19 protein-coding genes are annotated in these 24,763 nt (G+C 57.4%); 10 read left to right on the forward strand and 9 right to left on the reverse strand.

What is annotated here, in order from left to right:
- Positions 1-2 precede the first annotated feature (2 nt).
- From ACM6I0_RS10875 to ACM6I0_RS10885, 3 genes are read left to right on the forward strand one after another with little or no spacing between them, the layout of a single operon-like run.
- The gene (locus tag ACM6I0_RS10875) at positions 3-983 is read left to right on the forward strand and encodes a metal ABC transporter solute-binding protein, Zn/Mn family (RefSeq protein ID WP_414922231.1); all 981 of its coding nucleotides are present in this window, start codon (positions 3-5) and stop codon (positions 981-983) included.
- 12 nt (positions 984-995) lie between these two features.
- Positions 996-1,337: a hypothetical protein gene (locus tag ACM6I0_RS10880; RefSeq protein ID WP_285435018.1), complete on the forward strand. Its 342-nt coding sequence runs from the start codon at positions 996-998 to the stop codon at positions 1,335-1,337.
- An 8-nt stretch (positions 1,338-1,345) separates the two neighbouring features.
- Positions 1,346-2,170, forward strand: coding sequence for a DUF4198 domain-containing protein (locus tag ACM6I0_RS10885; protein WP_285435019.1), 825 nt, complete (start codon positions 1,346-1,348; stop codon positions 2,168-2,170).
- Between the two features lie 35 nt (positions 2,171-2,205).
- Here the strand turns inward: ACM6I0_RS10885 and ACM6I0_RS10890 are convergent, their stop codons facing one another.
- Positions 2,206-4,101, reverse strand: coding sequence for a sigma-54-dependent Fis family transcriptional regulator (locus ACM6I0_RS10890; RefSeq protein WP_285435020.1), 1,896 nt, complete (start codon positions 4,099-4,101; stop codon positions 2,206-2,208).
- A 243-nt stretch (positions 4,102-4,344) separates the two neighbouring features.
- Here ACM6I0_RS10890 and ACM6I0_RS10895 point away from each other — a divergent pair, with 243 nt between their 5' ends.
- Together ACM6I0_RS10895 and ACM6I0_RS10900 are read left to right on the forward strand one after the other, a co-directional pair.
- On the forward strand, positions 4,345-6,168 hold the full coding sequence (locus ACM6I0_RS10895; RefSeq protein WP_414922232.1) for an NAD(P)-binding domain-containing protein: 1,824 nt from the start codon (positions 4,345-4,347) through the stop codon (positions 6,166-6,168).
- Positions 6,169-6,496: 328 nt separating this feature from the next.
- Positions 6,497-7,018, forward strand: coding sequence for a cupin (locus ACM6I0_RS10900; RefSeq protein WP_285435022.1), 522 nt, complete (start codon positions 6,497-6,499; stop codon positions 7,016-7,018).
- A gap of 341 nt (positions 7,019-7,359) precedes the next feature.
- Here the strand turns inward: ACM6I0_RS10900 and ACM6I0_RS10905 are convergent, their stop codons facing one another.
- The 3 genes from ACM6I0_RS10905 to ACM6I0_RS10915 form a co-directional block, all read right to left on the reverse strand.
- Positions 7,360-7,989 carry a dTMP kinase gene (locus tag ACM6I0_RS10905; RefSeq protein WP_285435023.1) on the reverse strand — a complete coding sequence of 210 codons (630 nt, stop codon included), beginning with the start codon at positions 7,987-7,989 and terminating at the stop codon, positions 7,360-7,362.
- A 142-nt stretch (positions 7,990-8,131) separates the two neighbouring features.
- Positions 8,132-8,350, reverse strand: a complete 219-nt coding sequence (locus ACM6I0_RS10910) for a hypothetical protein (protein ID WP_285435024.1) — start codon at positions 8,348-8,350, stop codon at positions 8,132-8,134.
- A gap of 777 nt (positions 8,351-9,127) precedes the next feature.
- A complete protein-coding gene (locus ACM6I0_RS10915; protein ID WP_285435025.1) occupies positions 9,128-10,072 on the reverse strand; it encodes a sensor domain-containing diguanylate cyclase in 945 nt (314 codons plus the stop codon).
- A gap of 576 nt (positions 10,073-10,648) precedes the next feature.
- Between ACM6I0_RS10915 and ACM6I0_RS10920 the strand changes: the two genes are divergently transcribed.
- Positions 10,649-14,035, forward strand: coding sequence for an EAL domain-containing protein (locus ACM6I0_RS10920; RefSeq protein WP_285435026.1), 3,387 nt, complete (start codon positions 10,649-10,651; stop codon positions 14,033-14,035).
- A gap of 40 nt (positions 14,036-14,075) precedes the next feature.
- On the opposite strand, the gene ACM6I0_RS10925 is transcribed toward ACM6I0_RS10920, so the two are convergent.
- The 5 genes from ACM6I0_RS10925 to ACM6I0_RS10945 all read right to left on the reverse strand — a co-directional run bounded on the left by ACM6I0_RS10925 (position 14,076) and on the right by ACM6I0_RS10945 (position 20,545).
- Positions 14,076-15,266 (reverse strand): MFS transporter, encoded by a 1,191-nt coding sequence (locus ACM6I0_RS10925; protein ID WP_285435027.1) that lies wholly within the window; start codon positions 15,264-15,266, stop codon positions 14,076-14,078.
- A 69-nt stretch (positions 15,267-15,335) separates the two neighbouring features.
- Positions 15,336-17,618, reverse strand: coding sequence for a heavy metal translocating P-type ATPase (locus ACM6I0_RS10930; RefSeq protein ID WP_285435028.1), 2,283 nt, complete (start codon positions 17,616-17,618; stop codon positions 15,336-15,338).
- Between the two features lie 211 nt (positions 17,619-17,829).
- Positions 17,830-19,206 (reverse strand): MBL fold metallo-hydrolase RNA specificity domain-containing protein, encoded by a 1,377-nt coding sequence (locus ACM6I0_RS10935; RefSeq protein WP_414922233.1) that lies wholly within the window; start codon positions 19,204-19,206, stop codon positions 17,830-17,832.
- Positions 19,207-19,304: 98 nt separating this feature from the next.
- Positions 19,305-20,225 carry a universal stress protein gene (locus tag ACM6I0_RS10940; RefSeq protein ID WP_285435054.1) on the reverse strand — a complete coding sequence of 307 codons (921 nt, stop codon included), beginning with the start codon at positions 20,223-20,225 and terminating at the stop codon, positions 19,305-19,307.
- Positions 20,226-20,299: 74 nt separating this feature from the next.
- Positions 20,300-20,545, reverse strand: coding sequence for an Lpp/OprI family alanine-zipper lipoprotein (locus tag ACM6I0_RS10945; protein ID WP_414922234.1), 246 nt, complete (start codon positions 20,543-20,545; stop codon positions 20,300-20,302).
- Between the two features lie 286 nt (positions 20,546-20,831).
- Between ACM6I0_RS10945 and ACM6I0_RS10950 the strand changes: the two genes are divergently transcribed.
- The 4 genes from ACM6I0_RS10950 to ACM6I0_RS10965 all read left to right on the forward strand — a co-directional run bounded on the left by ACM6I0_RS10950 (position 20,832) and on the right by ACM6I0_RS10965 (position 24,748).
- Positions 20,832-21,578: a helix-turn-helix domain-containing protein gene (locus ACM6I0_RS10950; protein WP_414922235.1), complete on the forward strand. Its 747-nt coding sequence runs from the start codon at positions 20,832-20,834 to the stop codon at positions 21,576-21,578.
- Between the two features lie 92 nt (positions 21,579-21,670).
- Positions 21,671-22,639: a ribose-phosphate diphosphokinase gene (locus tag ACM6I0_RS10955; RefSeq protein WP_414922236.1), complete on the forward strand. Its 969-nt coding sequence runs from the start codon at positions 21,671-21,673 to the stop codon at positions 22,637-22,639.
- Positions 22,614-23,480 (forward strand): polysaccharide deacetylase family protein, encoded by an 867-nt coding sequence (locus tag ACM6I0_RS10960; RefSeq protein ID WP_414922237.1) that lies wholly within the window; start codon positions 22,614-22,616, stop codon positions 23,478-23,480. Before ACM6I0_RS10955 ends, ACM6I0_RS10960 begins: the two co-directional genes overlap by 26 nt.
- Complete coding sequence (locus tag ACM6I0_RS10965) at positions 23,477-24,748, forward strand: putative glycoside hydrolase (protein ID WP_414922238.1); 1,272 nt, start codon at positions 23,477-23,479, stop codon at positions 24,746-24,748. The genes ACM6I0_RS10960 and ACM6I0_RS10965 overlap by 4 nt, the downstream gene beginning before the upstream one ends.
- Positions 24,749-24,763 lie beyond the last annotated feature (15 nt).

Below are 24,763 nucleotides of genomic sequence, written 5' to 3' on the forward strand. Positions count from 1 at the left end.
GCATGTCACGTCGTTCCTGGCTAGCGATGGTGGTACTGCTGCTCGGCAACCCGCTGTGTGCCATCGCGGATATCGGCAGGCAGCAGGTGCTTATCGCGCTGCCAGCGGTGTATGCGCTCACCTCGGCACTCAGCGACGGCACGACTATCGAGGTCGTCCGTCTTCCAGCGGACGCTGCCGTGCCGATGGAAAGCCAGGCGAACGCGCTGTCGCGCCTGGACGCCGCTGCATTCCAGCAGGCCGCAGCCGTGGTCACTCTGGGCAGTCTCTGGCGCGCGGATCCTCTGTACGCGACGGCCCGTCGCCACAATCTGCGAATCGTCGAGATCGATGCTTCGCACTCATGGGACACCATCAAACCGGGCGTGGCCGTGACCCGCGTGCCATCGAACGACGTTCCCTGGGCCACCGAGCGCGGCGTCGATGGTGGGCTTTCGCCGTACGCCTGGCTCGGCCCCGTCAATGCCATGCGCATGTCGGTGATTATCGCTACCGACCTGGCACGCCTGTCCCCTTCCGATGCGCCTCGGATAGCGCACAACCTCGCCGCACTCGAAGGGCGATTGCGCCAACTCAAGGCCAACTATGGAGCCCGGCTGGTGGCCGTGCCGGAGCTGCGGGTGCTGTCGCTGGCCAGTGAGTTCACTTACCTGTTCGGCGAGTTCGGCATTTTTGTCGACGGTTGGTTCGTCCGACAGGACATCGACTGGAGCGACGCCGACCGCACCGCACTGACCCGATACCTGCGTGAGCGTGACATCCATGTGGTGGTCCACAAGTGGGCACCGGACGCCAGGATCGCCAAGGCCATCGAGGACGGCGGCGCACGGTTGTTGATACTGGATGCGGGCAACCCGGGAATGCTCGCGGACTCGGCCAACGGGTACGAAGCACTCCTGAGTTCGAACCTGGATGCCTTGCTGGCAGCCTTCGCGCCACCTGGCGCCAATACGCGCGGCGATCACACACCGCCGCACCAATGATCAACCTCGACCGTGGAGATCGAAGACCTTATGAAACCCCTAGGTTCAGCACATCGGATACTGATAGCAGGCGCCCTGTTGTTCTGCCAGGCAGCCTTTGCTCATGGGCCCGTCTTCGACTGCTACATCGAGAGCGATGATCGGGTGAAGTGCGAGGCGGGTTACACCGACGGCAGCTCGGCCGCTGGCAGAAAAATCCATGTCCAGGACACCAGCAACAAGGTGTTGCTCGAAGGGATCGTGGGCACCGACAACACCTACGCATTCCAGCCCCCCGCCGAAAAATACTCCGTTGTGTTCATGGGCGGAGACAACCATGAAGCCACGATTCAGTCCTCCGACATTTCAAGGTGAAATCGACCATGCCGATCCAACGACGACTGCTACAGGCACTTGCCGCCGTTACGTTAGCCTGCCTGGCCGGCGCAGCACAGGCCCATTTCCAGATGCTCTACGTCGAGGAAACGGCGCTGCCGCGCTCGGATAAACTGGAGTTCGCGCTCGTGTTCACACACCCCTTCTCCGGCGGCCCGACCATGGCCATGGATGAACCTCGCGCCTTCAGCCACATCAGCTCCCACGGCGGGGAAAAAATCGATCTGCGCCAATATTTGCGCCCTGTCCAATGGCAGAGTCGCGATAACCGTACGACCGCCTATCGTGCGTCGATTCCACGCGAGTTGGTACGCTCACTGGGTGACCATATCTTCGTACTCGAACCCGAGCCTTACCTGGAAACCGAGGAAGGTGTCTACATCCAGCAGTTCACCAAACTCATCGTGAACGTGGGCGGCGTGCCCGGCAACTGGGCAGAACCGCAAGGGTTGCCGGTTGAAATCCAGCCACTCAGCAAGCCTTATGCAAACTGGACGGGCGGCGTGTTCCGCGCATTGGTGCTGGCCGACGGCAAGCCCGTTCCGTTCGCCGAAATCGAGATCGAATACATCAACCATTCAGTCGACATCGAGAAAAACAGCTTCGGCCAGCAAGACTACGTAACGGCACCTCAAGCATCATTCAAATCCCTGAGCACGTACGCGGATTCCTCGGGCGTCGTGACCATCGGCCTGCCCCGGGCCGGATGGTGGGGCATTGCAGCGCTCGACATCGGTACAACGAAAACCCATAAAGGCAAACCCCTGTCGCAAGACGCCGTGCTGTGGGTGCAGGCCAGAGACATGAAATGACACAAGCTCGCCAAGGGGTGGATGCCATTGCGCATTCAACCAGGTCGAGAAATACCGTGATGCCGCAGTTTGCGATAGAGCGTATTGCGGCTGATCCCCAACCGAGCGGCAACATGGGCGATATGCCAGTGTTCCGCCTCAATCAATGTGAGCAGTGTCTGCCGCTCGGACACGCCCAGCGGATTTTCGGCGGGCGCAACTGACGCTGGCGCTGCCGGCAGCAACTCCGCCAAATCGTCCAGGGTGACACGCCCCTCAAACGCCAACGCTATCAGCGTGCGCAGGCACGTACGCAGCTGCCGGACATTGCCTGGCCAAGGCTGCGTCAGCAGGCGCTCTCTGACGCCCGGCTCCAGCCGAATCCTGCCTCCTGCCCCCTCCTCGCGCAGCAACAGGTCGAGCAACAGCCCCTTGTCTGATCGTTCACGCAGCGGTGGAAGGTGCACGGCGAATCCAGCAACGCGGTAGAACAGATCCTCGCGCAAGCGCCCTTCGGCCACGCAGGCGTGCAGATCCTGGTGGCTGGCGCTGATGAGGCGAACATCGAGCGGGCGTGCCGTCGCGCCGCCCAAGGGCACCACCTGACGTTCCTCCAGCACGCGAAGCAAGCGAGTCTGTAGAGCCAGTGGCATATCGGCGATTTCATCAAGAAATAATATGCCGCCGTGGGCCTGTTCCAGCTTGCCGATCATCCCGTCTTTACGTGCACCGGTGAAGCTGCCGCCGCGATAGCCGAACAGCTCGCTTTCGATCAGCGTTTCTGGAATGGCTGCGCAATTGATCGCCACAAACGGCTGGTTGGCTCGGGAGCTAGCGCGGTGCAGCGCCGCAGCAAAAGCTTCTTTGCCCGTACCGGTCTCTCCCTGCAAAAACACCGGGACGTCACGTTCCAGAACACGTAATGCGCGAGCAAAGCCGCGTTGCAGGCGTGGGTCTTCAAGGCACACGTGCACGTCGTTGATTTTGGGTGTCGCGGGAATGACCAAGGGCGCCCGGTGCGCGGGTTCTCGCAGTTGCCCGTAGAACTGGCGGCCGTCCACCAGCCGCACTGGCCAACAGACACTCGGCTGAGCGCTGGCCTGGCTCATCATCTGCTCAATAGGGGTTTCCAACAGCCTTGTCAGAGACTGGCCGATCACTTGATCACGGCTGAGGCCCAGCAGTTCCAGCGCAGCATGGTTGACCGAGCAAATACGGGCATTCTCGTCAAAACTGATCAGGCCTTCACCCAGCATGCCAACGAAGCCTGCCTCAGGGTGCAAGCGCAGCAAATATCGTTGCGGATCATGCCCCAGGAAGAAACAACTCTCTATTAACTTGGCCGACAGGTTGGTCAATGCCATCGCCTGGAAATGCTGCTGAAGACTGAGGTCATCCCTGACGGAAGAGAGATTGAGCACGGCCAGCAACTCTCCACTCGCATCAAATATCGGGCTCGCCGAACAGGTCAGACCGACGTGCTTGCCACGGAAATGCTCATCACGACGGATGGTTACGTGCTTTCGCTCGACCAGGCAGGTGCCGACACCATTGGTGCCTTCGCAATCTTCACTCCATACCGAACCGAGCCACAGCCCGGAACGCTGAAATTCGGCCCGTTCGGATTCGTTAAACACACTGTCGATCGCCACACCGCGAGCATCGGTCAGCAGCACCACGTGGCCATCACGTCCGAGTTGTTGGTGCAAGTTGCTCATCTGCCAGTGCGCTACGGAGATGATGTGTTCCAGTGGCGCGCGATGATCCTGCAAGCGTGGATGCTCAACCACGTTAGGCGCACGGCGACTGGCAGGATCGAGCTGATATTGATCCAGGCACCGGCGCCAGGATCGAGTGATGGCCAGGTCAGCCATCGGGCCAAGGGGGGCGTGAGTGCCCTGCACGGCTTGCAGCACTTGTTGTGCATGGGCGTTGATCAAGGCCGGCTTCATTGTTCTTGTTCTCCGTTACGGTCAGGACACGGGTCTGTTTGCAGCTTATATGAAAAGACCGCAACCAGCGCTTTTTGCACCGAGTGACACTCTGTCATCCACTATTTCCAGAAACGTGACAGATCTGCGAATCCACGCCTGAGCAACACCTCCGCAGCCGCTCTGCAATGGGGCTTTCGCGAAGGTGGCCCGAGCCTTGCTCTAGGGCAAGTGGTACAAAAACAACAAGATCGGAGATGCCCCATGAACATCGCTGTTGAAACACCTGTGCACACGCCAACTGATCAGCTCGCGGCTTGGGTCGAAAACCTCGGTGAACGTCTCGCCCAACGTGATGTGGACGGCGTACTGGAACTGTTTGCCGACGAGTGTCACTGGCGTGACCTGCTACTTTTCAGCTGGAACCTGGTGACCCTGGAAGGCAAGCCTGCGATCCGAGACATGCTCGAAATACGCCTCGACCAGACTCGTCCCGAGCGATGGAAACTGGAAGGTGAGGCGACGCTCAATGACGGTGTGCTCGAAGGTTGGATCAGCCTGGAAACCGATGCAGCGCGAGGTAAAGGCTACGTGCGTCTAAAGGACGGTCTGTGCTGGACGCTGCTGACGACCATGCGCGAGCTCAAAGGCTTTGAAGAACCCAGCGGCCGCCGTCGTCCAATGGGCGCAACTCATGGTCACGCCCACGCTGACAAACGCAACTGGCTGGAACGCCGTCGCGATGAAGAAGCGGCGCTAGGCATTACCACCCAACCTTACTGCCTGATCGTGGGTGGCGGCCAGGGTGGACTGGGGCTCGCTGCGCGGCTCAAGCGAATGGGCGTGCCAACGCTGATCGTCGACAAGGCCGAGCGTCCTGGCGATCAGTGGCGCGGTCGCTACAAGTCGCTGTGCCTGCATGACCCTGTCTGGTACGACCATATGCCTTACCTGCCCTTCCCCGATCACTGGCCAGTCTTCACTCCAAAAGACCAGATTGGCGACTGGCTGGAAATGTACACCAAAGTCATGGAGCTCAATTATTGGCCGCGCACAGAATGCGTGAGCGCCAGTTTTGACGAGCAAAGTGGCACCTGGAAGGTTGAAGTGCAGCGCGACGGTGAGCGTTTGACGTTACAGCCGACCCAGTTGATCCTCGCCACCGGCATGTCCGGCGTACCCAATGTGCCCCGTTATCCGGGTGCCGAGGTTTTCAATGGCCAGCAGCATCACTCCAGCCGCCATCCCGGCGGAGACGCCTGGAGCGGCAAACGCGCGGTGGTCATCGGGGCGAACAATTCGGCTCACGATATCTGCGCCGACCTGGTGGAGAATGGCGTCGAGGTCACCATGGTGCAACGCTCAAGCACCCACATCGTGCGTTCCGACAGTTTGATGGATCTCGTCTTCGGCGGGCTCTACTCTGAAGACGCCCTGGAGTCGGGTTTGACCACGGACAAGGCCGACATGCTGTTCGCCTCGATTCCCTACAAGGTGATGCCAAGCTTTCATAAACCTATCTTTGATGCGATCAAGGAGCGTGACAAGGACTTCTACGAGGGCCTGTCCAAGGCCGGCTTCATGCTCGATTTCGGAGACGACGAGTCTGGTCTTTTCATGAAGTATGTACGCCGTGGTTCGGGTTATTACATCGATGTCGGCGCCTGCGAGCTGATCGCCAACGGCACGATCAAGCTCAAGAGCGCGCCCGGCCTGGGTGTCGAACGCATCGAAGCAGATGCCGTCGTACTCAACGATGGCAGCCGGCTACCGGCAGATCTGATCGTCTACGCCACAGGCTATGGCTCAATGAATGGTTGGGCGGCGAAGCTGATTTCCCAGGAAGTCGCTGACAAGGTCGGTCGCTGCTGGGGCCTGGGCTCTGGAACCACGAATGATCCCGGCCCGTACGAGGGCGAATTGCGCAACATGTGGAAGCCAACTCAGCAGGAAAACCTTTGGTTCCACGGTGGCAACCTGCATCAGTCACGGCATTATTCGCTGTATCTGGCGCTGCAGTTAAAAGCGCGCTTCGAGGGCATCGCCACATCCGTCTATGGCCTTGCCAAGAGTCACCACACTGGTTGATTCGAATGGCGCCCAGCTGCGGTTGGGCGCCTCTTCACAATGCGCGGATGCGGCTGGTAGAACACTCTTCAATGACTGTGACACCCTGGCCGCCTTTCTCCCGAGGAGATCATCAGCGACCGAATGTCTCTGGGAACAATTCGACAGTATCCAAGTTGCCAAACCACTTGCTGAAAATTCGATCGACATCACTGGCCATTGCTTTGCGACCACCAAGGGAACGCTGCTGCCTGGATTTCTTGAACATTTGAAGAGCCTCAAATGTCCTTAATGGATCGGGCTTTAAAAGTTGTCTTCAAGACACTTACTCGAAAGCGGAGGACTTCTTATGGTCAGGTCACAGGTTGTCGATGCTCCCGTGCAAATGCTGCTCCTCGAACAAAACGGTTGGGTACCTAACAACCCTCGCCTTCCTGTGCTCGTTTACATCAAGGCGATTGCCATTCAAGGGAGCGACCCGGCGGCGCTGTTCGAGAGAACCTTCAGCACCAATGGCTGGCCGCCGCAATGGCGCTACGGGGTTTATGACTATCACCACTATCACACCGAAGGTCATGAAGTGCTCGGCGTCGCCGCTGGCTACGCTCGTTTGATGCTTGGCGGGCCGGGTGGGCGGATATTGGAGGTCAGCAGTGGGGATGTGTTGCTCTTGCCTGCCGGTACCGGTCACTGCAATGTCGATTCCAGCAGTGACTTTCTTGTTGTCGGTGCCTACCCCCCTGACCAGCACGCGGACATCTGTCGCGAAGCACCGACTTCAGAGCAATTGGCGAGCATTCAAAAGCTGCCATTTCCAGAGCAGGATCCCGTTCAGGGCTTGCATGGCGCGGTGAGTCGATATTGGGTTTGACACTGCTCGCGAGGTGTCGCTTGGCTGAATGCTCCCTTCAGTTTCATTCCTGATCAGCGAACAGCCCAAGCAATCTGTAGGCCCTTTACGGCAACCCAAGAGCTCTGCTGCGATTGCGCCGCCGTTGAGACCCGTTTGCGGAACGGAATGGCGAGTCAAGGTGTCGTCTGTATTAGACGACCTTGTTCGTCGTAATCCTGTTCATATATAGAGGTGGCATTCATGAACAATATTATCTACATCGTCGGCGCAGTTGTGATCGTCCTCGTTATTCTTTCGTTTGTCGGTCTTGTATAGCGTTAGCTGCCAAGCACGTCACACCGCATCGCGCATTCATGACGCTAGCAATGCTCCTGACGCCCGAGAAGGACTTTATAGATCTCGGAAATCACCTGCATCGTTGCGTCTTCGAGCGTTCCTTCATTACGGCATAACACCCAGCCGTGATCTGCAATCGCTCGCTCGAACGCTTTGGTACAAGCGACATGTTCTTCCAGCTTATGCATCACCGTACTGCTCAACCCACGCGATCGCGCCGCTGCCCTGGCCCATGAAATATCAGGGGCGGTGACAACCCCGACATGCAGGTCTGGCACTTGCACGTTTCGATCAATGTTCAGCTGCAAAATCTCTGCAAACGGGACTATCTGGCGAAACGCGGCATCAGACGGGTACCAGCGATCGATCAGGATAATGCTGTCGGGTGGCTGTTTAGCCAGTACGTGCCGGGAAATCCAGGTACGGCTGTCAGCAAGGCGCTCACAAACCCGCAACTCCAGATCCCGGGTGGGATTTCTGACGAGTTGGTTCACGAGGGTCATTGTTTCACCTCGATAGGGATCGCTTTTTTTCTCGCAAAGTCGGATCACCTTTTTGTTGTCGGCCCTCAGTACTTTTGTGACGGCCTCCAACAGTGTGGTTTTGCCGGCGCCCTTGGGCCCATCCAGAGAAACAAACAGCGCACGATTCATTCTTCACATAACGATTGATTGACGTTTTTTTTTGCCCTGTTCGTTCGCGGTAATCGCTCGGCGCGACTACGCGAATCAAGTGGAGAGCCCTTCTGAGCACTCTAACTTAGTTTCTGGCTAGCGGAACTCTAAAACCCGCTTTCTATTTGGAGGTCACCAGGTCACTCGGCGAAGGTCGGGATGATTCGTTGATGAACGAATTCCAGGCGGCATAGGCTTCACAATGCCGTTGGCTTGCCAGCGCCCAACGGTCGCCAGTCGTCTCGCGAATCGAAACCAACATCATCATTTCAGTGGTTGCCGCGTCGAGCTCTAGCAGGAATTGATGGGATTTGAATCGAAAATCATCGGTGCTGTGCATCTCGTTCCGCCAAGATGGGGCTGATTCGAAATTGCGAATCTTTATACCCATCTAAAACATCGACACCGCAGAGTCTGATTCGATCCATAGCCATGACGGTTGGCTGTGCGGCTTCATCGTAGGGTCGTTTGGTTTCCACGGGATCACAGCGATCAGCCACCCAGAAAGCGCGACTTATAACCCTGTCGCAGGCGTAATCACCTCGGAGCAACCAAGCGAGTAAAAATGCAAAATTTACTCGCCAAAACCTATACAAGAAACTAATGTTGTACAAAGTCTGTAGAGTTTTTGATTACCATGTCTCCTTCGGAAAGTCTTATCGCCTGGCACGGCACCTGGAGCCTTTCACGGGCTAGCGTCACTTGCAAGTCATGCAAGGCGACGCAATCCGAACTCGATAGAGAAAGCGATTTCCCCCATACCACAACGTGTTCCAGAGCAGCTTCAGCGAGGACACGCCCCTGGGACGAGCTCGATGAAATCCGCCATGCCCTCCCCCCTTACACCTGAGGTGTTACGCCTGACGAAGGCCTACGAATAACCAGGATCTATCGGCATGCGCTTGTCAGACCTCATCATCAAAAATCTTGAGCCGATACTGCAAGCTTGGGAGGATTTTGCAAGAACCATCGAGGTACCCGGCGAAGCTCTGCATTCCAAGGCGTTACGGGGGGTTGGGCCTGTACATCGCCTCCGAGATTGTGGCCGCACTTTGGATGTAACTTCCGACCGAGCGCGTGGAACCACGTTCCTGGTCAAAGTACCTGTCGGTAAATCTCAAAGTACGGGAGAAGCCACTTCTACCAATTTTTTCAGGCGCTTCTGCTCATACATCTCATGGTCAGCGAGCGTCATGGCCGAGCTGATATTGTTGGAAGCGTTAGCCATGGCTAAACCGACAGAAGCACTGACGCCCAACAGTTGAAGTGACTGATTGACCCTCTCGCGAAGCGCCTCGCCGCCAACTCTGTCGCAATTGACGCCGATGACTCCGAACTCATCTCCCCCCAGCCTTGCAACGATATCGCCGGATCTCGACGCGTGATTCAAGGCGTCAGCGGCACTCTTGAGCGCACTGTCACCCGCAGCATGACCTTTGCCATCATTGATGAGTTTCAAATCGTCTATATCAACAATCACAACCGCTGAGGCATGTCCGTAACGACGGTTTCGAATATCCTGAGCCGCAGCCAACTGATCCCAGCCGGCACGGTTATAAAGTCCCGTCAAGGCATCGTTAAGCGCCTGCGCTTCAAATCGCTCCGCTCTGCTCGCCTCTTCATCGGCCCTCAATTCCATTTGCAAAATCTTGCTGAGCACCTTGGCGACCATTTCAATGAGTGCTTGGTCTTCCCTGATTTTTTCAGGTTGAGTCGATGGATCAATGGCGCACAGCGTGCCGAACAAGGAGCCATCGGACAGGAGAAGTGGCACACCAATGTAGGAGTTGATGGTCAGCTGGCGACTGATGGGTGCCGCTGCATAGCAAGGTACCAGCCCGACATTCGGCGCTATTCGTGGCCCGAACCCCTTGACCATGTGACTGCAAAAAGAATCACTCCAATTGAGAATTTTGCCTGGCTGAATTTCATAGCCATGATCTTCGCAATGCAGAACAGTCCAGTCATCGCCGTCGGCCCGGGTAACCATCCACAAATCGAACCCTAGCCGTTGCCGCAAGAACGAAAGCACTTCACGCGCTGTATCTTCAAAATCACTCATCGGGTATTTCGACTCATAGGTTTGGCATGGGCAAAAAAGGTGGACACCATCACCGAAACGCCGAGTGGGCCTATGAAGGGTGAACGAGTGTATCCGGTCACCGCAGAGCAGAGTTCGAGCCCGTCAAGGAAGCCGACGAAACGTCTTATTTATTGCCATGCAACCTGCTGTACTCCAAGCAGATCGCCGTTTAAAAAACGACAGAGGGGGCCCATAAGGCCTATTTGCGATCCCAAGGCAGACAAAATTATGTTTTTTCTCTTTATTTCACGCGGTAAAACGCACCTTTCGACTTCTCTACCCTCAAAAGATTTAGAGCGTTAATGCGAAAGTTTTCCAGTAACCACCTACAGGAAGGGTTTTGCAAAAGTTTGCCCGAAGCCTATGACAGGAGTTTTATCTGACCGATGACTGAATGCCCTACTTTTTCCACCCCTTAGACATGATATTTATTTTGTATAGGTATTGATCCTGACCTTGAAAGGACATCGGCAACTATTTGCGAAACGGACGTCAGAAACATCAAGACCTGCCCATCACAAAATAACGGGGGCTTAAACATTGGAAGAATTACGGATGGCGAACCCAGGTTTGGCACCAGCTACGATCCTTTCGCACAACTGGTCGCTTCGATCCGTGTTGCTCCCTATTAGCATCTTGTTGTTAGGTACTTTGCTTTCGGTGACGCTTGGGCACCTGGAAGTCCAGCAAGAATCAAACAAGGACAGAGCACAAGTCACTTCTAAACTAACGGGCGTCCGAGCTCATTTAGAAGGCCAAATAAACGCTACGTTTGACGCAACGGAAGGTATTGTTCAGCTATTGAGGTTGGACGGCGGCATAACAACTGCGCATTTTGAGGGCATGGCAGAGCAGGCAATGGCTCTGCAATCACATATCCATCACATCGCGCTTGCTCCCAACGACGTCATTCGCAGTGTCTATCCCATCAAAGGTAATGAAGGCGTTTTAGGCGTTGATTATCGCAATCTGCCCGGTCAGTACGCTGCGGTATTGAGATCTCGGGAGTCAAGAGTCCCGGTGCTGGCAGGCCCTATTGACCTTTTCCAGGGAGGACGGGGGTTCGTCCATCGGCGCCCGGTGTTTGTCACCGCCGACGACGGTACTGATCGTTACTGGGGGGCCGCGTCGGTTGTGGCTGATGTTGATGCATTGCTTGAAGCCGGTGGCATCAATGCGCGTGGGACGCTTGAGCTGGCCTTACGAGGTGCGGATGGGTTAGGCAACAATGGAAAAATGATCTGGGGAAACCCTGCAATATTTACAGAAGATGCCATTACAACCTCTGTCGATGTGCCTGGCGGCACCTGGCAACTCGCGGCGATTCCTCGGGAAGGCTGGAGGAGCAACACACTCTTCACCTCACCTTTGTTTATTTTTGCGCTGACCTGCACTGGCTTTTTTACCTTTCTTGCGGCTCAACTCAGCCGAAGTCACCGCCTGATTCGCCAGCGTCATGCGCAGCTCGCCAAGGAAATTGAAGAGCGTGAGATTGCAGAGCTCTCTTTAGTGCAAAGTGAAGCACGCTTCCGCGCCCTGTTTGAGCGTTCGCCAGATCCGATCTGGATCCTGCGTCGTGGAGGCATTTGTAGTGATGCCAACACCGCAGCACTCAAGTTATTCGGTTATGAAGACTTGGAAACACTGCATGAAGTCAAAGCCACCGATATTTCTCCTCCTTTTCAAAGCGATGGTCAATGCACGACAAAGAAAGCACAAGTGATGTTGAACATGGCCATGGAAAAAGGTGTTCATCGTTTTGAATGGCTCCATAAAAGTGCAGACGGGGTGGTATTTCCAGCTGAAGTCACTCTCTCCACCGTCGCTTTGTCGGGCAAGTTGATGTTGTATGCGGTGGTTCGAGATATTTCCGACCGTAAAAAAGCTGAGCAGGCGTTACTCTCTCAAACGACCTTGCTTCAGGATGTAGTGGATAATGCACCGTCGCTGATTTATGTGTTCGATCTTCAGGGAAATCTTCAACTTTGCAATCTCATGTTTGAGCGTGCAGTAGGCTTATCATTTGCGCAGATGAACGGCAGGCCGCGTGAAAGCTTTCTGACCTCTGAAGAGGCTGGCACCCAACGTCAAAATGACGAACAGGTTCTCGCCACTGGAAGTGCCATGCGCTTTGAGGAAGCGATCGACAGAAATAACACTACTCATGTTTACCTTACAACCAAGTGTGTTCTTTACGACAATGATGGTCAGCAAACAGGCGTCCTCAGTATTTCTACTGACATCACTGAAATAAAACAACGTACCGAACAATTACGACTCGCGGGCGTTGTCTTGGAGAATACCGCCGACGGGGTGATTATCACTAATGCCCTAGGTCATATTGTATCGATCAATAAAGCATTCTCTGACATCACAGGATTCAGCGCAGAAGAATCTATAGGGTTGAAGCCCTCTATTCTTATTTCAGAGGAGCAAGATCTCGATTTCTACCGAGATATCCAGGCGACCCTCAAGGCGAATGGATTTTGGCGCGGTGAGCTCTGGAATCGTAGAAAAAATGGCACGCTTTATCCGAAGTGGATGACGATAAATACGGTGCTCGATGAATTCGGTCAGCCGATCAATTATGTGGCTGTTTTTTCAGATATGTCAGCTATCAATCAGTCGCAATCCGAGCTTGACCGCATGGCGCATTATGACCCGATTACCGGTCTGCCCAATCGCCTCCTCTTCCAGGAAAGACTCCAGCACTCCCTGGATCTTTCCTTAAGCTATGACCAGGCACTGGCAGTGCTTTTGGTCGATCTGGATGGCTTTAAAACGGTAAACGATAGCCTTGGCCACTCGATGGGAGACTTGCTACTGCAGCAAGCCGGTATTCGCTTTTCGCAGTGTATACGCCTTGAGGACACGATCTCTCGAATAGGCGGAGACGAGTTTGCGGTCATTTTGAACAACCTCAGCCAGCCAACCGATGCCATCGTCGTCGCGAAAAAACTACTGATGTCTCTCCAGGAGCCTTTTGATCTACGGGGAAACTCTACGCTGCTGACCGCCAGCATCGGGATTGCCGTGGCACCGCAAGATAGCGAAACGCCGGAACAATTGCTCCGTCAAGCGGATACAGCCATGTACGGCGCCAAAGAAGGAGGCCGCAACGACTACCGCTTCTATCAGCCTGAGATGACCCTGCGTGCGCAGGAACGTCTGATCCTGGAGCGCTCCCTGCGTCGTGCCGTAAAAAACCATGAGTTTGAAGTTTGGTACCAACCAAAAATCAACCTGATGAGCGATAAGGTTGAAGGCGCCGAGGCACTGGTTCGTTGGCGGGATCCGGTTCACGGCCTCATTTGCCCGGCAGACTTCATTCCCTTGGCAGAAAGTACGGGACTGATAATCCAGATCGGTGAGCAAGTTGTCGACAGGGTCTGCCGCGACATTCGGCACTGGATTGATAGTGATATTGCTTGCGGGGTCGTCGCTGTCAATGTGGCGGCTATACAAATCGACAGAACTGATTACGTCGAAACACTTCGAGCGGCGTTATATAAATATGATTTACCCGCGAGTGTCCTGGAGGTAGAAGTTACGGAGAGTTTGATGATGGCAAGTCCAGAGCACTCCAGAGAAGTCTTGAGTACGCTCCAAAGCCTGGGGATCACGACGGCGATCGATGACTTTGGTACAGGCTACTCATCCCTGGCTTATCTAAAGATGCTGCCCATCAACAGTCTGAAAATTGATCGCAGCTTTGTTTCCGATCTGCCTCACGACAAAAATGATGCGGCCATCACCAAAACCGTCGTTGAATTGGGACATGCCCTGGGCTTCAAGATTGTTGCGGAGGGCGTGGAGACCGCTGAGCAGAGTTCTTTTCTGAGAAGCATCGGATGCGACCAAGGACAGGGTTATCTCTACGCTCGCCCGATGCCCGCGATAGCGTTTGAATCCTGGTTGAAAAGTGATAAACATTTTGAGTGAAGCCTGCGGTGCTGACGCCTGGCTTGCTCTTACTGAAGAATCACTTTCTCTTCAGTAAGAGCAAGAGTAAAGCTGTCGCGGCAAACACTGCCCCCACGAAGAACGTGCTGCCTGATCCGAAGCTTTGCCATAACCCGCCCGCCAGGACACTGGCGATCAGCATGCACACGCCGCTGACCAGATTGAAAATGCCGAAGGCGGTGCCCTTGAGTTTTCCAGGCGCTGTATCGGCTACCAGCGAGGCAAGAATGCCTTGGCTGAATCCCATATGAAGTCCCCACAATGCGACGCCCAGCATCATCGCGATGACAGAACTGGACTGAGCCAGCACCAGATCCGCCAAAACAAGTAACCCCATCCCCACGCAGAGCAGCTTCGTACGGCTCATACGATCAGACAGCCAGCCGGCGGGATAAGCGGAAAACGTGTAGAAAATCGACATGACCACCATCACCAGCGGAATCCAGGTGACCGACAGACCAGTCTCCTGCGCACGCAATACCAAAAACGCCTCGCTGAAACGGGCCAGCGTAAACACCCCTCCCACAATCACGACCCACCAGTATCCAGTAGAGAACTCGTGAAGGACTCGCCAATGGATAGGCGATCGGAAGGTGTGTTCGCTGGAGACCTGTGTGGGTTCTTTTACGCCGGCGACAATCAGAGCCACCGCGATTGTTGCGGGGATCACCGCAAACCACAGGACAAGCTGGAGATCGGCAAACCAGAGCATCAGCAAGATGGCCAGCGCCGGGCCAAGAACAGCCCCTACGGTGTCCATTGATTGGCGCAAACCAAAACAGGCCCCACGGATTTCAGGCGGCGAAACATCGGCGACCAAAGCATCGCGAGGCGCACCACGAATGCCTTTGCCGATACGGTCCAGAAAACGTGCGGTAAAGACCACTTCAACCGAGTGCGCCAGAGGAAACAGGGGTTTGCTCAGCGCGGCCAAACCATATCCCAGCAACAGCAATCCTTTGCGCCGACCAATAAAGTCGCTGATAGCGCCAGAGAATATCTTGACGAGCATGGCGGTCGACTCGGCAACACCCTCGATCACGCCGACGGTCAATGCACTCGCACCCAATGTCGTGACCAAAAATACAGGCAACAAGCTGTGTACCAGCTCGGAAGACAGATCCATGAACAGGCTGACAAAGCCCAACGCCCAGATCGTGCGCGGAATGCGAAGACGCTCGGCTTTGGTGGCTGGACTTTCATGACTCATATTTTCTTCCTTAACATATGGGCACCGAGGAAAGACTGCGCAAAGGCGCTGTGTGCTGGAACAAGGCTTCTAACGCCCATCAAGAAAGCGGAACAACTCCTCCTCCTGATCAAAGTGCAGTCGCACCAGGGTATCCAGACGAATCAACTGATGCTGAATCTCGTCGGCGGACGTCGCTGCCGGATCAGCACAAAAATCACGGCTCATGCGCGCCAAAAGATGGATAAGACGAAAAATCTCGCGGTGAGCATGACTCATCGCTGACATCGGGTCTTCGCCGGGCATGCTTTGCGTCAGCAGCGGATACAGTGTTTTTTCATCATCGCGTTCATGGTCCGCCAATGAGGTTTGCAGCTTGTCGACCAGTTCCAGCAAGTCGGCCTGCGCTTGCTCAACCGGGCGCCAGGCAAAGTCACTGGCCATCTGGTGCAGCTCGCTCAGCACATTGGACAGTTGCTGGTGTTCATCTTGCAGGCGATCGATATGCTCCGCCGTCAGCTTTTGCTGCCGCCGCCCCCACAAGGGCCCCAATGCGCGCAACGCGTTCATGATAATCAGCACATCGATGCCCTCCTGCACCACGGCGCCGATCAGTGGCGGCAGATAACCGAGGGCCGCCACCACCATGGCCAGCAGCGACATGCCCATGCCGGCCAGCACGCCAAGACGGGCAATGTGGCGGGTGCGTCGGGCGATGTCCAGCGCCTCGACGAGCCGATCCAGACGATCCACCAGCAGCACGACACCGGCGGCTTGCGCAGAAGCCGTCGCACCGCTGGCCCCCATCGCGACGCCGACGTTCGCCGCCGCCAATGCGGGGGCATCGTTGATGCCATCGCCGACCATCAGCGTGCTGGTGCGCAGGCAACCCTCCTGAACGGCACGCACTTTTTCCTCTGGGGTCAACCCGGCCCGCAGTTCGTCAATTCCAGCAGACAGGGCGATCATCTCGGCGGGTTCCAGACGATCCCCGGTGAGCATGACGATCCTCTCGATGCCTCGGTTGCGCAGTCGACGCAGCGTTTGCGGGGTTTCGCGCCGAACGTTGTCCGAGAACACCAGCAGGCCGGCAAGCTGTCCATCCACCTCGATGAAGCTTCCAGCGCACGCCAGATAGTCCATGTGGCGCAGCATGGCGGTGGCCCAATCTGACACGGGGGCGTCCCGGTGAGCAAAAGACAATGTGCCGAATCGCACCCGCCTGCCATCGATGAGCCCACAAAGACCCGAACCGGGACTTTCTTCCACCTCCTGCGGGACGCTGAGTGGCACCTGGCGCTGTTGCGCCGCCTCGACAATCGCCTGGGAAATCGGGTGCGTCGAGGCCTGTGCCAGCGACGCCGCCAGGCCAAGCAATTGCTGCGGATCGGCCACCCCGTTGACTTCGATCGACTGCAAACGGGCATGCCCGCTGGTCAGCGTGCCGGTCTTGTCGAAAAACATTTGCTTGATCCCGGCCAGCGCTTCCAGGGTCGCTCCGTCCTTGATCAGGATCCCGCGCCGCGCCGCCCTGGAAATCCCAGACAGGATCGAAATGGGCACCGCCAGGATCAATGGGCAAGGTGTCGCCACCACCAACACCGCCAGCGCTCGCAAGGGATCGCCACTGAGTTGCCAGGCCAATGCGGCGATCAGCAGCGTCAGAGGGATGAAGACCAGCGCATAGCGGTCGGCCAGACGCACGAAAGGCGCCCGCGAACGGCGTGCGGCCTCGGCCAGTCGCACGATTGCGGCGTAGGTGCTTTGCTCGGCCGTTCGCGTAGCGATCAGCAGGATGGGAGCGCCAACATTGGAGACGCCGCTGGGCAGTGGCTCTCCCTCTCGACGGGTCACTGGCAACGATTCACCGCTGAGCGCCGATTCGTCCAGAATGGCCGAAGGACTCAGCAGGCGACCATCCACCGGCACCACCTCCCCCAGGCGTACCAACAGTGTTTGATGTGGCTGGATCTGTTCAACGGGGATCTGCCGCAAACCGCCCTCCTCCTGCAGCCAGGCAAAACGCGGTGCCCTGTCGATCAGCGCACGGAGCTCGCGCTCGGCGCGTTGCCGGGTGAAAAACTCCAGGGTCCGTCCGGTCGCCAGCATCAAGGCAATCACCGCTGCGACCAGCGTCTGCTTAAACACCAGGGCGGCGGCGATCGACAGCAGCGCGATCAGGTCTACACCCGCCTCGCGCCGAGCCAGACGCCCGACGATCTCGACGAGCAGTACCAACGCCATCACCAGACTGCCCGCGGCCCAGCTCATCGAGGCCCAGTCGGATTTTTGCGCAACCTGCGCAGCGCCACCGGCCAGCAATGTCAGGGTCGTGAGCAGCAACAGGATGGGGTCCCGCCATTTACTGAGCATTGAAGTGGGCACCTCGAAAACACGGCCGTCCCTCGCGATAAATCATCTGCCGCTTTCGAGGTAGAGCTTAGGACTTGAACGTCTTACATGTTGATCAAGACGTAGCAACCGGGTTGTTCAGCCCGCGCGAAACGATTGCTGGATGATCCGGGGTCGCGACCACGGCGGTGCTCATTCTCTCTCCTGCCGTACAGGCGAGTGCAAACGTGCGTTACGGCGATGAATCGTTGCGGGTGAGTTCGACGTTTTCGCGATACTCCGGCACCGACACCGACCATCCCAATTCCACGCTGATACGTCGGCGCAGCACATCCGAGGCATTAGGCTCCCCATGCACGACGAAGGTGTGTTTGGGCGGTCGTTTGAAACCGCGCAACCACTGCATGATTTCGTCGGCATCCGCATGGGCAGACAGGGTTTCCATCGGCACCACCTCGGCGCGAATCGGCACGTCCTTGCCATGAATACGCACCGAAGGCGCGCCCGCGATAATGTGCGCGCCACGGGTACCGCCAGCCTGAAACCCGGGAATCAGCAAGGTGTTGATCGGGTTGGGGGCCAACGTCTTGAGGTGGTGGATCACCCGTCCACCGGTGGCCATGCCGCTCGCGGCGATAATCACCGCCGGGGTGCGCTGCTGGTCCAGCTCGATGGACTCACGGGTGGTTCGCACGAAATGCGCGACACTGCACATGCCTTCGCAATCCTGTGCTGACAATCGGTGCTCGCTGCCGAAGCGCTGGTACAAATGCGTGACGTCGGTGGCCATGGGGCTGTTGAGGTAGATCGGCACGTCGGGAATCGCGTGTTGTTGCTTGAGTCGATACAGGTGGTACATCAGCAACTGGGCACGGCCTACCGCGAACGATGGCACCAGGGTAATGCCGTGGCGCAGCGTGGTGCGGGTGATGACGTCGGCCAACTGCGCTTGCGGCGATTCCTGCGGATGTTTACGGTCGCCGTAGGTCGATTCCACCAGCAGATAATCCGCCTGTTCGACGGATTCCGGGGCGAACATCAGCGGATCTTCCGGACGCCCCAAATCCCCGGAACACAGCAGTGTGATGCCATCGGCGGTGACCTCCACCGTGGCGGCGCCGAGGATATGCCCGGCACCGCGTAGCAGGATGGCAACGTCAGGAAGAATGTTGACTCGATGATGCAATTCCACCGGCCGCAACAGTTTCAGTGCTCGCTCGGCATCTTTCTCGGTGTAAAGCGGCAATGCCGGCGTATGTTTGGAAAAGCCGTGCCGATTGGCAAATTCGGCTTCTTCTTCCTGCAGACGTCCACTGTCCAATAGCAGGATTGCCACCAGTTCACAGGTGGCGGGCGTGGCATACACCGGTCCGCGATAGCCATTGCGCACCAACACCGGCAGATAGCCGCTGTGATCCAGATGGGCATGGGTCAGCACGATGGCGTCGAGGTCGGAAACCGGAAGCTGAAACGGGTCCCAGTTGTGCAGTCGCAATTGCTTATAACCCTGAAACAAACCGCAATCGATCAGCACATGCCGACCACGGTGCTCAAGCAAGTATTTGCTACCTGTGACGGTGCCTGCGGCGCCGAGAAATGTCATTCGCATGCCCGTCTCCTGGATCGCTCGTGTAAACGTCATAGATCGCTCGTTACAGGCCGGCGGTCGTTGATATTTATCAAGCGCGGCCACGACGGAGCGCCGTTTCAGTCAAGCCACGGCAACGGCTTGACGATTACCAGGCTGCAGGGCGCGCGGTTCAACACACTTTCAGCGGTACTGCCGATGAACCGGTCGAGGCCACGGTGATACAGCGTGCCCAGCACCACCATGTCGAAAGCATTGTGCCGGGCGAACTGCTCGATGACCTTATAGGGGATGCCAGCCAACAGATGCCGGTGTTGTTTCTCGACGCCAAAACGATCGGCAAGCACCTCGAAGGCTTCTTCCTGCGTATCAGTGACCGCGTCTCGCAAACTGTCCTGCAGGCTGGCCGTCGGCACGCTCGTGACCGAGTCATCCATCACCGACCAACTGCTGACATTGAGCAGGTGCAAGGCGGCGCCGCAGGAAGCCGCCAGCGTCGACGCCAGATCGAGTACCCGATCGTTCAGCCCCTGGGTCAGGTCCTCCAGGTGAGACAGATCGACGGCGGCGAGGATCTTCAATGGCTTGGGATTTCTGGCGTCGGTCACCAGGTGCAAGTGGGCCGGGCAGTTGCGCAGCAACCACCAGTCAAGGGGACGGTGGAACGCATGACCCAGCGCATGGACACACTGAGTGTCCTTGATCACCAGGTCCGCGTGGAAATCATTCACGTACTCCAGCGTGTGGGCCAGGGTCGGTTTCGCCCAGACCACTTCAGTGGTCACCGGCAAGCCGATACACCGTTGAAACCGGGCCTGTTGTTCCAGCCAGTGACGATGCACTTGCAAATAGCCCTCCCGCGCCTGGGCCATCGCATCGTGATCCACCAACCCGGCCAGTGCCAGCGCCTGGACATAGTCGAATGCAACGATGTGCAATAACGCCCCCATGGCGCAGGCGAGCGCCTCAGCGCGATCAAATGCCGGAGTTCGGGTCATGTCCGAGGGTGCGATCAACAAAATCCGTTTGAGTTTCAATATCTCGTACCTCGCCGCCACTGCTTACCTGCGCTGTTACAGCCCTGTGTTCCTGTCAGGGCTCGATGCTCGTTTCTTCATTTGCGTGGCGCTTTACCGGCCGTGCGGCTGTTGGCCTCATCGGCAGTCTGTTGTGCCTTTCGGGCTACTTCCACAGCCAGTAACGCCCTGGTGTACGCCTGATCGGCCCGTAGCCGTGCCATCGCTGCTTTGTTTTCAGCTAACTCCAGGCGTGCACTCATTTCCTGGGCGTACTTATCGCTGCACCCGGCAGTGGTTGCCAGGAGAATGCCGAGCCAGGCAACAGGCAAACACTTTTTCATGATCGACTCCTTGGTGGCTACCGACCTGATAGGTCAGTCAAGCCAAGTATCCAAGTGTCATCGGCGGTGTCCTCTGATATTTATCAACAAACCACATGGCCAATAGCGGAGTGAAATACTGACCCCTTTTTGATGGGCTCAATGGGTGTAAGCCGCTCAGGCACATTGCAGTAACGCCATCGGACATGGATCCACTCGTCTAAAACCGCCTCGAATTGATGGTCGATGCCCCCCCGCAGCGCTCAGAAAACTATGCTTAAACAGTCGATATCAAGGAGCCTTCGACATGCCTGTCGCTCAACCCTATCCAGTGCATCATCCCAAGGCCGCCTGTTCCAACTGCAGCGTGTTGAATCTGTGCTTGCCGCCAGGCCTCTCCGGCCCGGAAATCGAGCAGCTGGATACGCTGATCGTGCAACGCGTCAAGGTCAAAAAAGGCGCCGCCCTCTATCGCGCAGGCGATCCGTTTCGCTCGCTGTACGCCGTGCGTATCGGTTCGTTCAAGACCTGCGTGCTCTCGCAAGAGGGTCGAGAGCACGTCACCGGGTTCAAGATGCCCGGCGAAATGCTCGGCCTTGACGCCATCAGCACTGAACGGCACATCTGCGATGCCTACGCGCTGGAAGACAGCGAAGTGTGCCCCGTCCATTTCGCCAACCTGGAAAAACTGGCCCGCGAGCTGCCCTCACTGCAGCACAATCTGAACAAGATATTGAGCCGCGAAATCGTTCGCGATCACGACGTGCTGATGATGCTGGGCAGCATGAGCTCCGATGAGCGACTGGCCGCATTTCTGCTGAACCTGTCACAACGGCTGAACCTGCGCGGGTATTCATCCCGCAACTTTGTCCTGAAAATGCGCCGCGAGGAGATCGGCTCCTACCTGGGCCTGCGCCTGGAAACCATCTGCCGGGGTATCGCGCACCTACGGGACCAGCGGTTGGTGGAAATATCGGGCCGTGACGTGAAAATCCTCGACCTGGAACGGCTCAAGCAGTTGAGCGCAGGCTGTCATCGCCCTCCTCTGGGCTGATGCCGGGAGTTTTGCATTGAAGTTGTGCGGCATGGCGCCGCCCGCTGACGGTAGATGATGCGCACTTGGCAACGGCTTCAAAGGAGTCCTGCATGCTCACCCTGCCCCCGCTTCTTTTTGCCCTGCAAGGCAGCGAGTTCTATGCCGCCCGCGTCGCGCAGCGGCTTGGCTGCTCGTTGGCGCGCCATGAGGAGCGTGATTATGAAGACGGCGAGCACAAATGCCGTCCGCTGGATCCGGTAAACGGGCGCGAGGTCGTGGTGTTCCATGCCTTGTATGGGGATGAGCGGCAGAGCGCTAACGATAAGCTGTGTCGTCTGCTGTTTTTCTGCGGTGCCCTCAAGGATGCTGGCGCTCGTCAGGTGCAGGTGATGACACCCTACCTCTGTTACGGGCGCAAGGACCGCCGCAGCCAGCCTCAGGACCCGACCATCACGCGCTACGTGGCGGCATTTTTTGAAGCCTGTGGCGTGGATCGCCTGATCACCCTGGAAGTGCACAATACGGCCGCGTTCGATAACGCGTTTCGCAGGCCGGCGTGGAGTCTGCAGTGCGCGGAACTGTTTGCCGAGCATTTCGCCCCGCACGTCGGCGACACTGAAGTGGTTGCCGTATCCCCGGATTCAGGTGGCACCAAGCGAGCCGAACAATTTCGTCAGGCGCTGGAGCGACAGCTGGGACGTTCGGTCGGCAGCGCGGTGATGGAAAAACACCGTGCCCATACCACGCTGACGGGCACCCTCTTGATCGGCGATGTGCGCGGCAAGACTGCGATTATTTACGACGACCTGATCAGCACGGGGGAAACGCTGAAACACGCTGGTCTTGCCTGCCAGAAGGCCGGTGCCACACGCTTGTTCGCGGCCGCCACTCATGGTTTGTTTACCGCAGGCAGTCAACTGGTCGACTCAGCGATCTTTGAACACATCGCGATCACAGACACCGTGCCGCCGTTTCGTCTGCCCGCTGATTGTGTGACGCGTCATCTGCAGATACTCGACAGTACTGCCCTGACTGCCGCCTTCCTGCGGGAAAATGGTGCATTCGATCGCGGGAGCTGACATGTACGGGAACATCCTGCCGTGGATCAAAGACCGCCTCGTGTCACGGGCTCTGCTGTTCGCCGTTTTACTGTGCGCCTGCGGATTGTCCTGGGGGGCGGCGCACCCCACCGAACCACTTGTCACGATCCTCGTGTACCACCGCTTCTCGGACACTGCGGACGACTCGATGACGGTGCGCATGAGCACATTCGACAGTCAACTGGGGGTCTTGCGTTCGCATGGCTACCACTTCGTCACGCTGCGTGCGGTAGTCGACTGGCTGCGAAATCCCGATGCGACGTTACCGGACAAACCGGTCGCAATCACTGTCGATGACGGGCATCGTTCGGTATTCGACAAGCTGCTGCCGGTGATGCTGCGCGAGCATTTTCCAGTGACGCTGTTTGTCTACCCGTCGGCGATTTCCAATGCCGCCTATGCGTTGACCTGGGAGCAGCTGCGAACCTTGAAGCAAACTGGCCTCGTCGAGATCCAGTCGCACACTTATTGGCATCCCAATTTCAACATCGAGCGTCGGCGTCTTTCCCCAGCTGATTTCCGCCAGTTCGTTCACCAGCAACTGGACAAATCGCGGCGACGGATCGAATCGCAAACCGGTGGCACGGTCGACATGCTCGCCTGGCCGTTCGGCCTCTATGACGACGAGTTGATCGCACAAGCCGCCGACGAAGGCTACATCGCGGCTTTTACACTTGAGGAAAAAAAGGCTGACCGGCACGCGCGCCTGCTCGCCCTGCCGCGCTATCTGATGATCGACGCCTACGCAGCCAAGACCTTCGCCCGTCTGCTTGGCGAACCGGATACCCGGCCTCAGCCCACGGCAGGGAGCACGCGATGACCTTCATCCGCGCCTTGAGGCGCCAGGCGACTCCAACGTTGCTGCTCATCGCCGCCTTGCTGTCTGATCAGGCCTTTGCCGTCAGCGGTGTCGTATTGGACGCCGACACCCAAAGGCCGATTGCCGGCGCAACGGTCACGACCTCGGGCGCCGTGATGCAAACCGACGAACTGGGGCACTTCGAAACCGACTCCGCGGACACAACCATCGCGGCCAGAGCCCCGGGCTACCTGCGCACCGAGGTGACGCTTGTGCCCGACGAAGCGCCCAGCGTGCTCACATTGACCCCGTTTCGCCCCAAAGCGGTCTATCTGTCGGTGTTCGGCGTCACCAGTTCGCTGTTACGCGACAAAGTCGTCAGCCTGGCCGACAGCACCGACGTCAATGCATTGGTCATCGACGTCAAGGGTGATCGCGGCTTGACGCCTTATCGCAGCGCGGCCCGCGAGGCGATTGGCGCAGCGGCCCACGCGAGTCGCCCCGCACCTCAATCACGAGACTTTCCCGGGCTGCTGGCAAAACTGCGTGCGCGGCACTTCTACCTGATCGCCCGCATCGTGGTGTTCAAGGACGATCCCCTCGCCGACGCGCACCCACAGTGGAGCGTGCATGCCGCGGACGGCACGCCGTGGCGGGATCTTGAAAACCTGCAATGGATGGATCCGTTTTCCCACGAGGTCTGGCAACACAATCTTGATCTCGCCGAGGAAGCGGCGCGCATGGGCTTCGATGAAATCCAGTTCGACTATGTGCGCTTTCCCGACAAGAGCGGGTTACGTTTTGCGCTCGCCAACACCCGGGCCAACCGGACGGCGGCAATCGTCGGGTTCCTGAAGGAGGCGCGTCAACGGCTCGCGCCCTACAACGTCTTCATCTCGGCGGATATCTTCGGCTACGTCTGCTGGAATCTCGACGACACTGCCATCGGCCAGCAAATCGAATTGCTCGGCGCGGCGCTCGACTACATTTCTCCGATGTTGTACCCCTCCAGCTTCACTTGGGGGCTGCCGGGCCTGACCAACCCGACGGAGGATCCCGGCCAGATCGTCAGGCGCTCCCTGGCGGAGGCGAAGCACCGCACAAAACTGCCCGGCCTACGCTTTCGTCCCTGGTTACAGGCTTTTCGCGACTATGCGTTCGATCATCGGCTGTTTGACCAGGCGGCGATCAAGGCTCAGGTTGATGCCGCCGACGCGGCCGGTACTGATGGATGGATGTTATGGAACCCGCGCAATCACTACGAAGCCGCCGATCTGCCGCATCATTGATCGCAGCGTTTGAAC

The organism is Pseudomonas sp. IT-P294, assembly GCF_949767865.1.
In the GTDB taxonomy this organism is placed as follows: domain Bacteria; phylum Pseudomonadota; class Gammaproteobacteria; order Pseudomonadales; family Pseudomonadaceae; genus Aquipseudomonas.

Coding starts and splice junctions, on each gene's coding strand:
- ACM6I0_RS10935 (WP_414922233.1), bottom strand. CDS start 19,206: ATGCGAATGACATTTCTCGGCGCCGCAGGCACCGTCACAGGTAGCAAA.
- ACM6I0_RS10900 (WP_285435022.1), top strand. CDS start 6,497: ATGGTCAGGTCACAGGTTGTCGATGCTCCCGTGCAAATGCTGCTCCTC.
- ACM6I0_RS10890 (WP_285435020.1), bottom strand. CDS start 4,101: ATGAAGCCGGCCTTGATCAACGCCCATGCACAACAAGTGCTGCAAGCC.
- ACM6I0_RS10950 (WP_414922235.1), top strand. CDS start 20,832: ATGCCTGTCGCTCAACCCTATCCAGTGCATCATCCCAAGGCCGCCTGT.
- ACM6I0_RS10895 (WP_414922232.1), top strand. CDS start 4,345: ATGAACATCGCTGTTGAAACACCTGTGCACACGCCAACTGATCAGCTC.
- ACM6I0_RS10965 (WP_414922238.1), top strand. CDS start 23,477: ATGACCTTCATCCGCGCCTTGAGGCGCCAGGCGACTCCAACGTTGCTG.
- ACM6I0_RS10875 (WP_414922231.1), top strand. CDS start 3: ATGTCACGTCGTTCCTGGCTAGCGATGGTGGTACTGCTGCTCGGCAAC.
- ACM6I0_RS10925 (WP_285435027.1), bottom strand. CDS start 15,266: ATGAGTCATGAAAGTCCAGCCACCAAAGCCGAGCGTCTTCGCATTCCG.
- ACM6I0_RS10930 (WP_285435028.1), bottom strand. CDS start 17,618: ATGCTCAGTAAATGGCGGGACCCCATCCTGTTGCTGCTCACGACCCTG.
- ACM6I0_RS10885 (WP_285435019.1), top strand. CDS start 1,346: ATGCCGATCCAACGACGACTGCTACAGGCACTTGCCGCCGTTACGTTA.
- ACM6I0_RS10955 (WP_414922236.1), top strand. CDS start 21,671: ATGCTCACCCTGCCCCCGCTTCTTTTTGCCCTGCAAGGCAGCGAGTTC.
- ACM6I0_RS10915 (WP_285435025.1), bottom strand. CDS start 10,072: ATGAGTGATTTTGAAGATACAGCGCGTGAAGTGCTTTCGTTCTTGCGG.
- ACM6I0_RS10905 (WP_285435023.1), bottom strand. CDS start 7,989: ATGAATCGTGCGCTGTTTGTTTCTCTGGATGGGCCCAAGGGCGCCGGC.
- ACM6I0_RS10920 (WP_285435026.1), top strand. CDS start 10,649: ATGGCGAACCCAGGTTTGGCACCAGCTACGATCCTTTCGCACAACTGG.
- ACM6I0_RS10960 (WP_414922237.1), top strand. CDS start 22,614: ATGGTGCATTCGATCGCGGGAGCTGACATGTACGGGAACATCCTGCCG.
- ACM6I0_RS10945 (WP_414922234.1), bottom strand. CDS start 20,545: ATGAAAAAGTGTTTGCCTGTTGCCTGGCTCGGCATTCTCCTGGCAACC.
- ACM6I0_RS10910 (WP_285435024.1), bottom strand. CDS start 8,350: ATGCACAGCACCGATGATTTTCGATTCAAATCCCATCAATTCCTGCTA.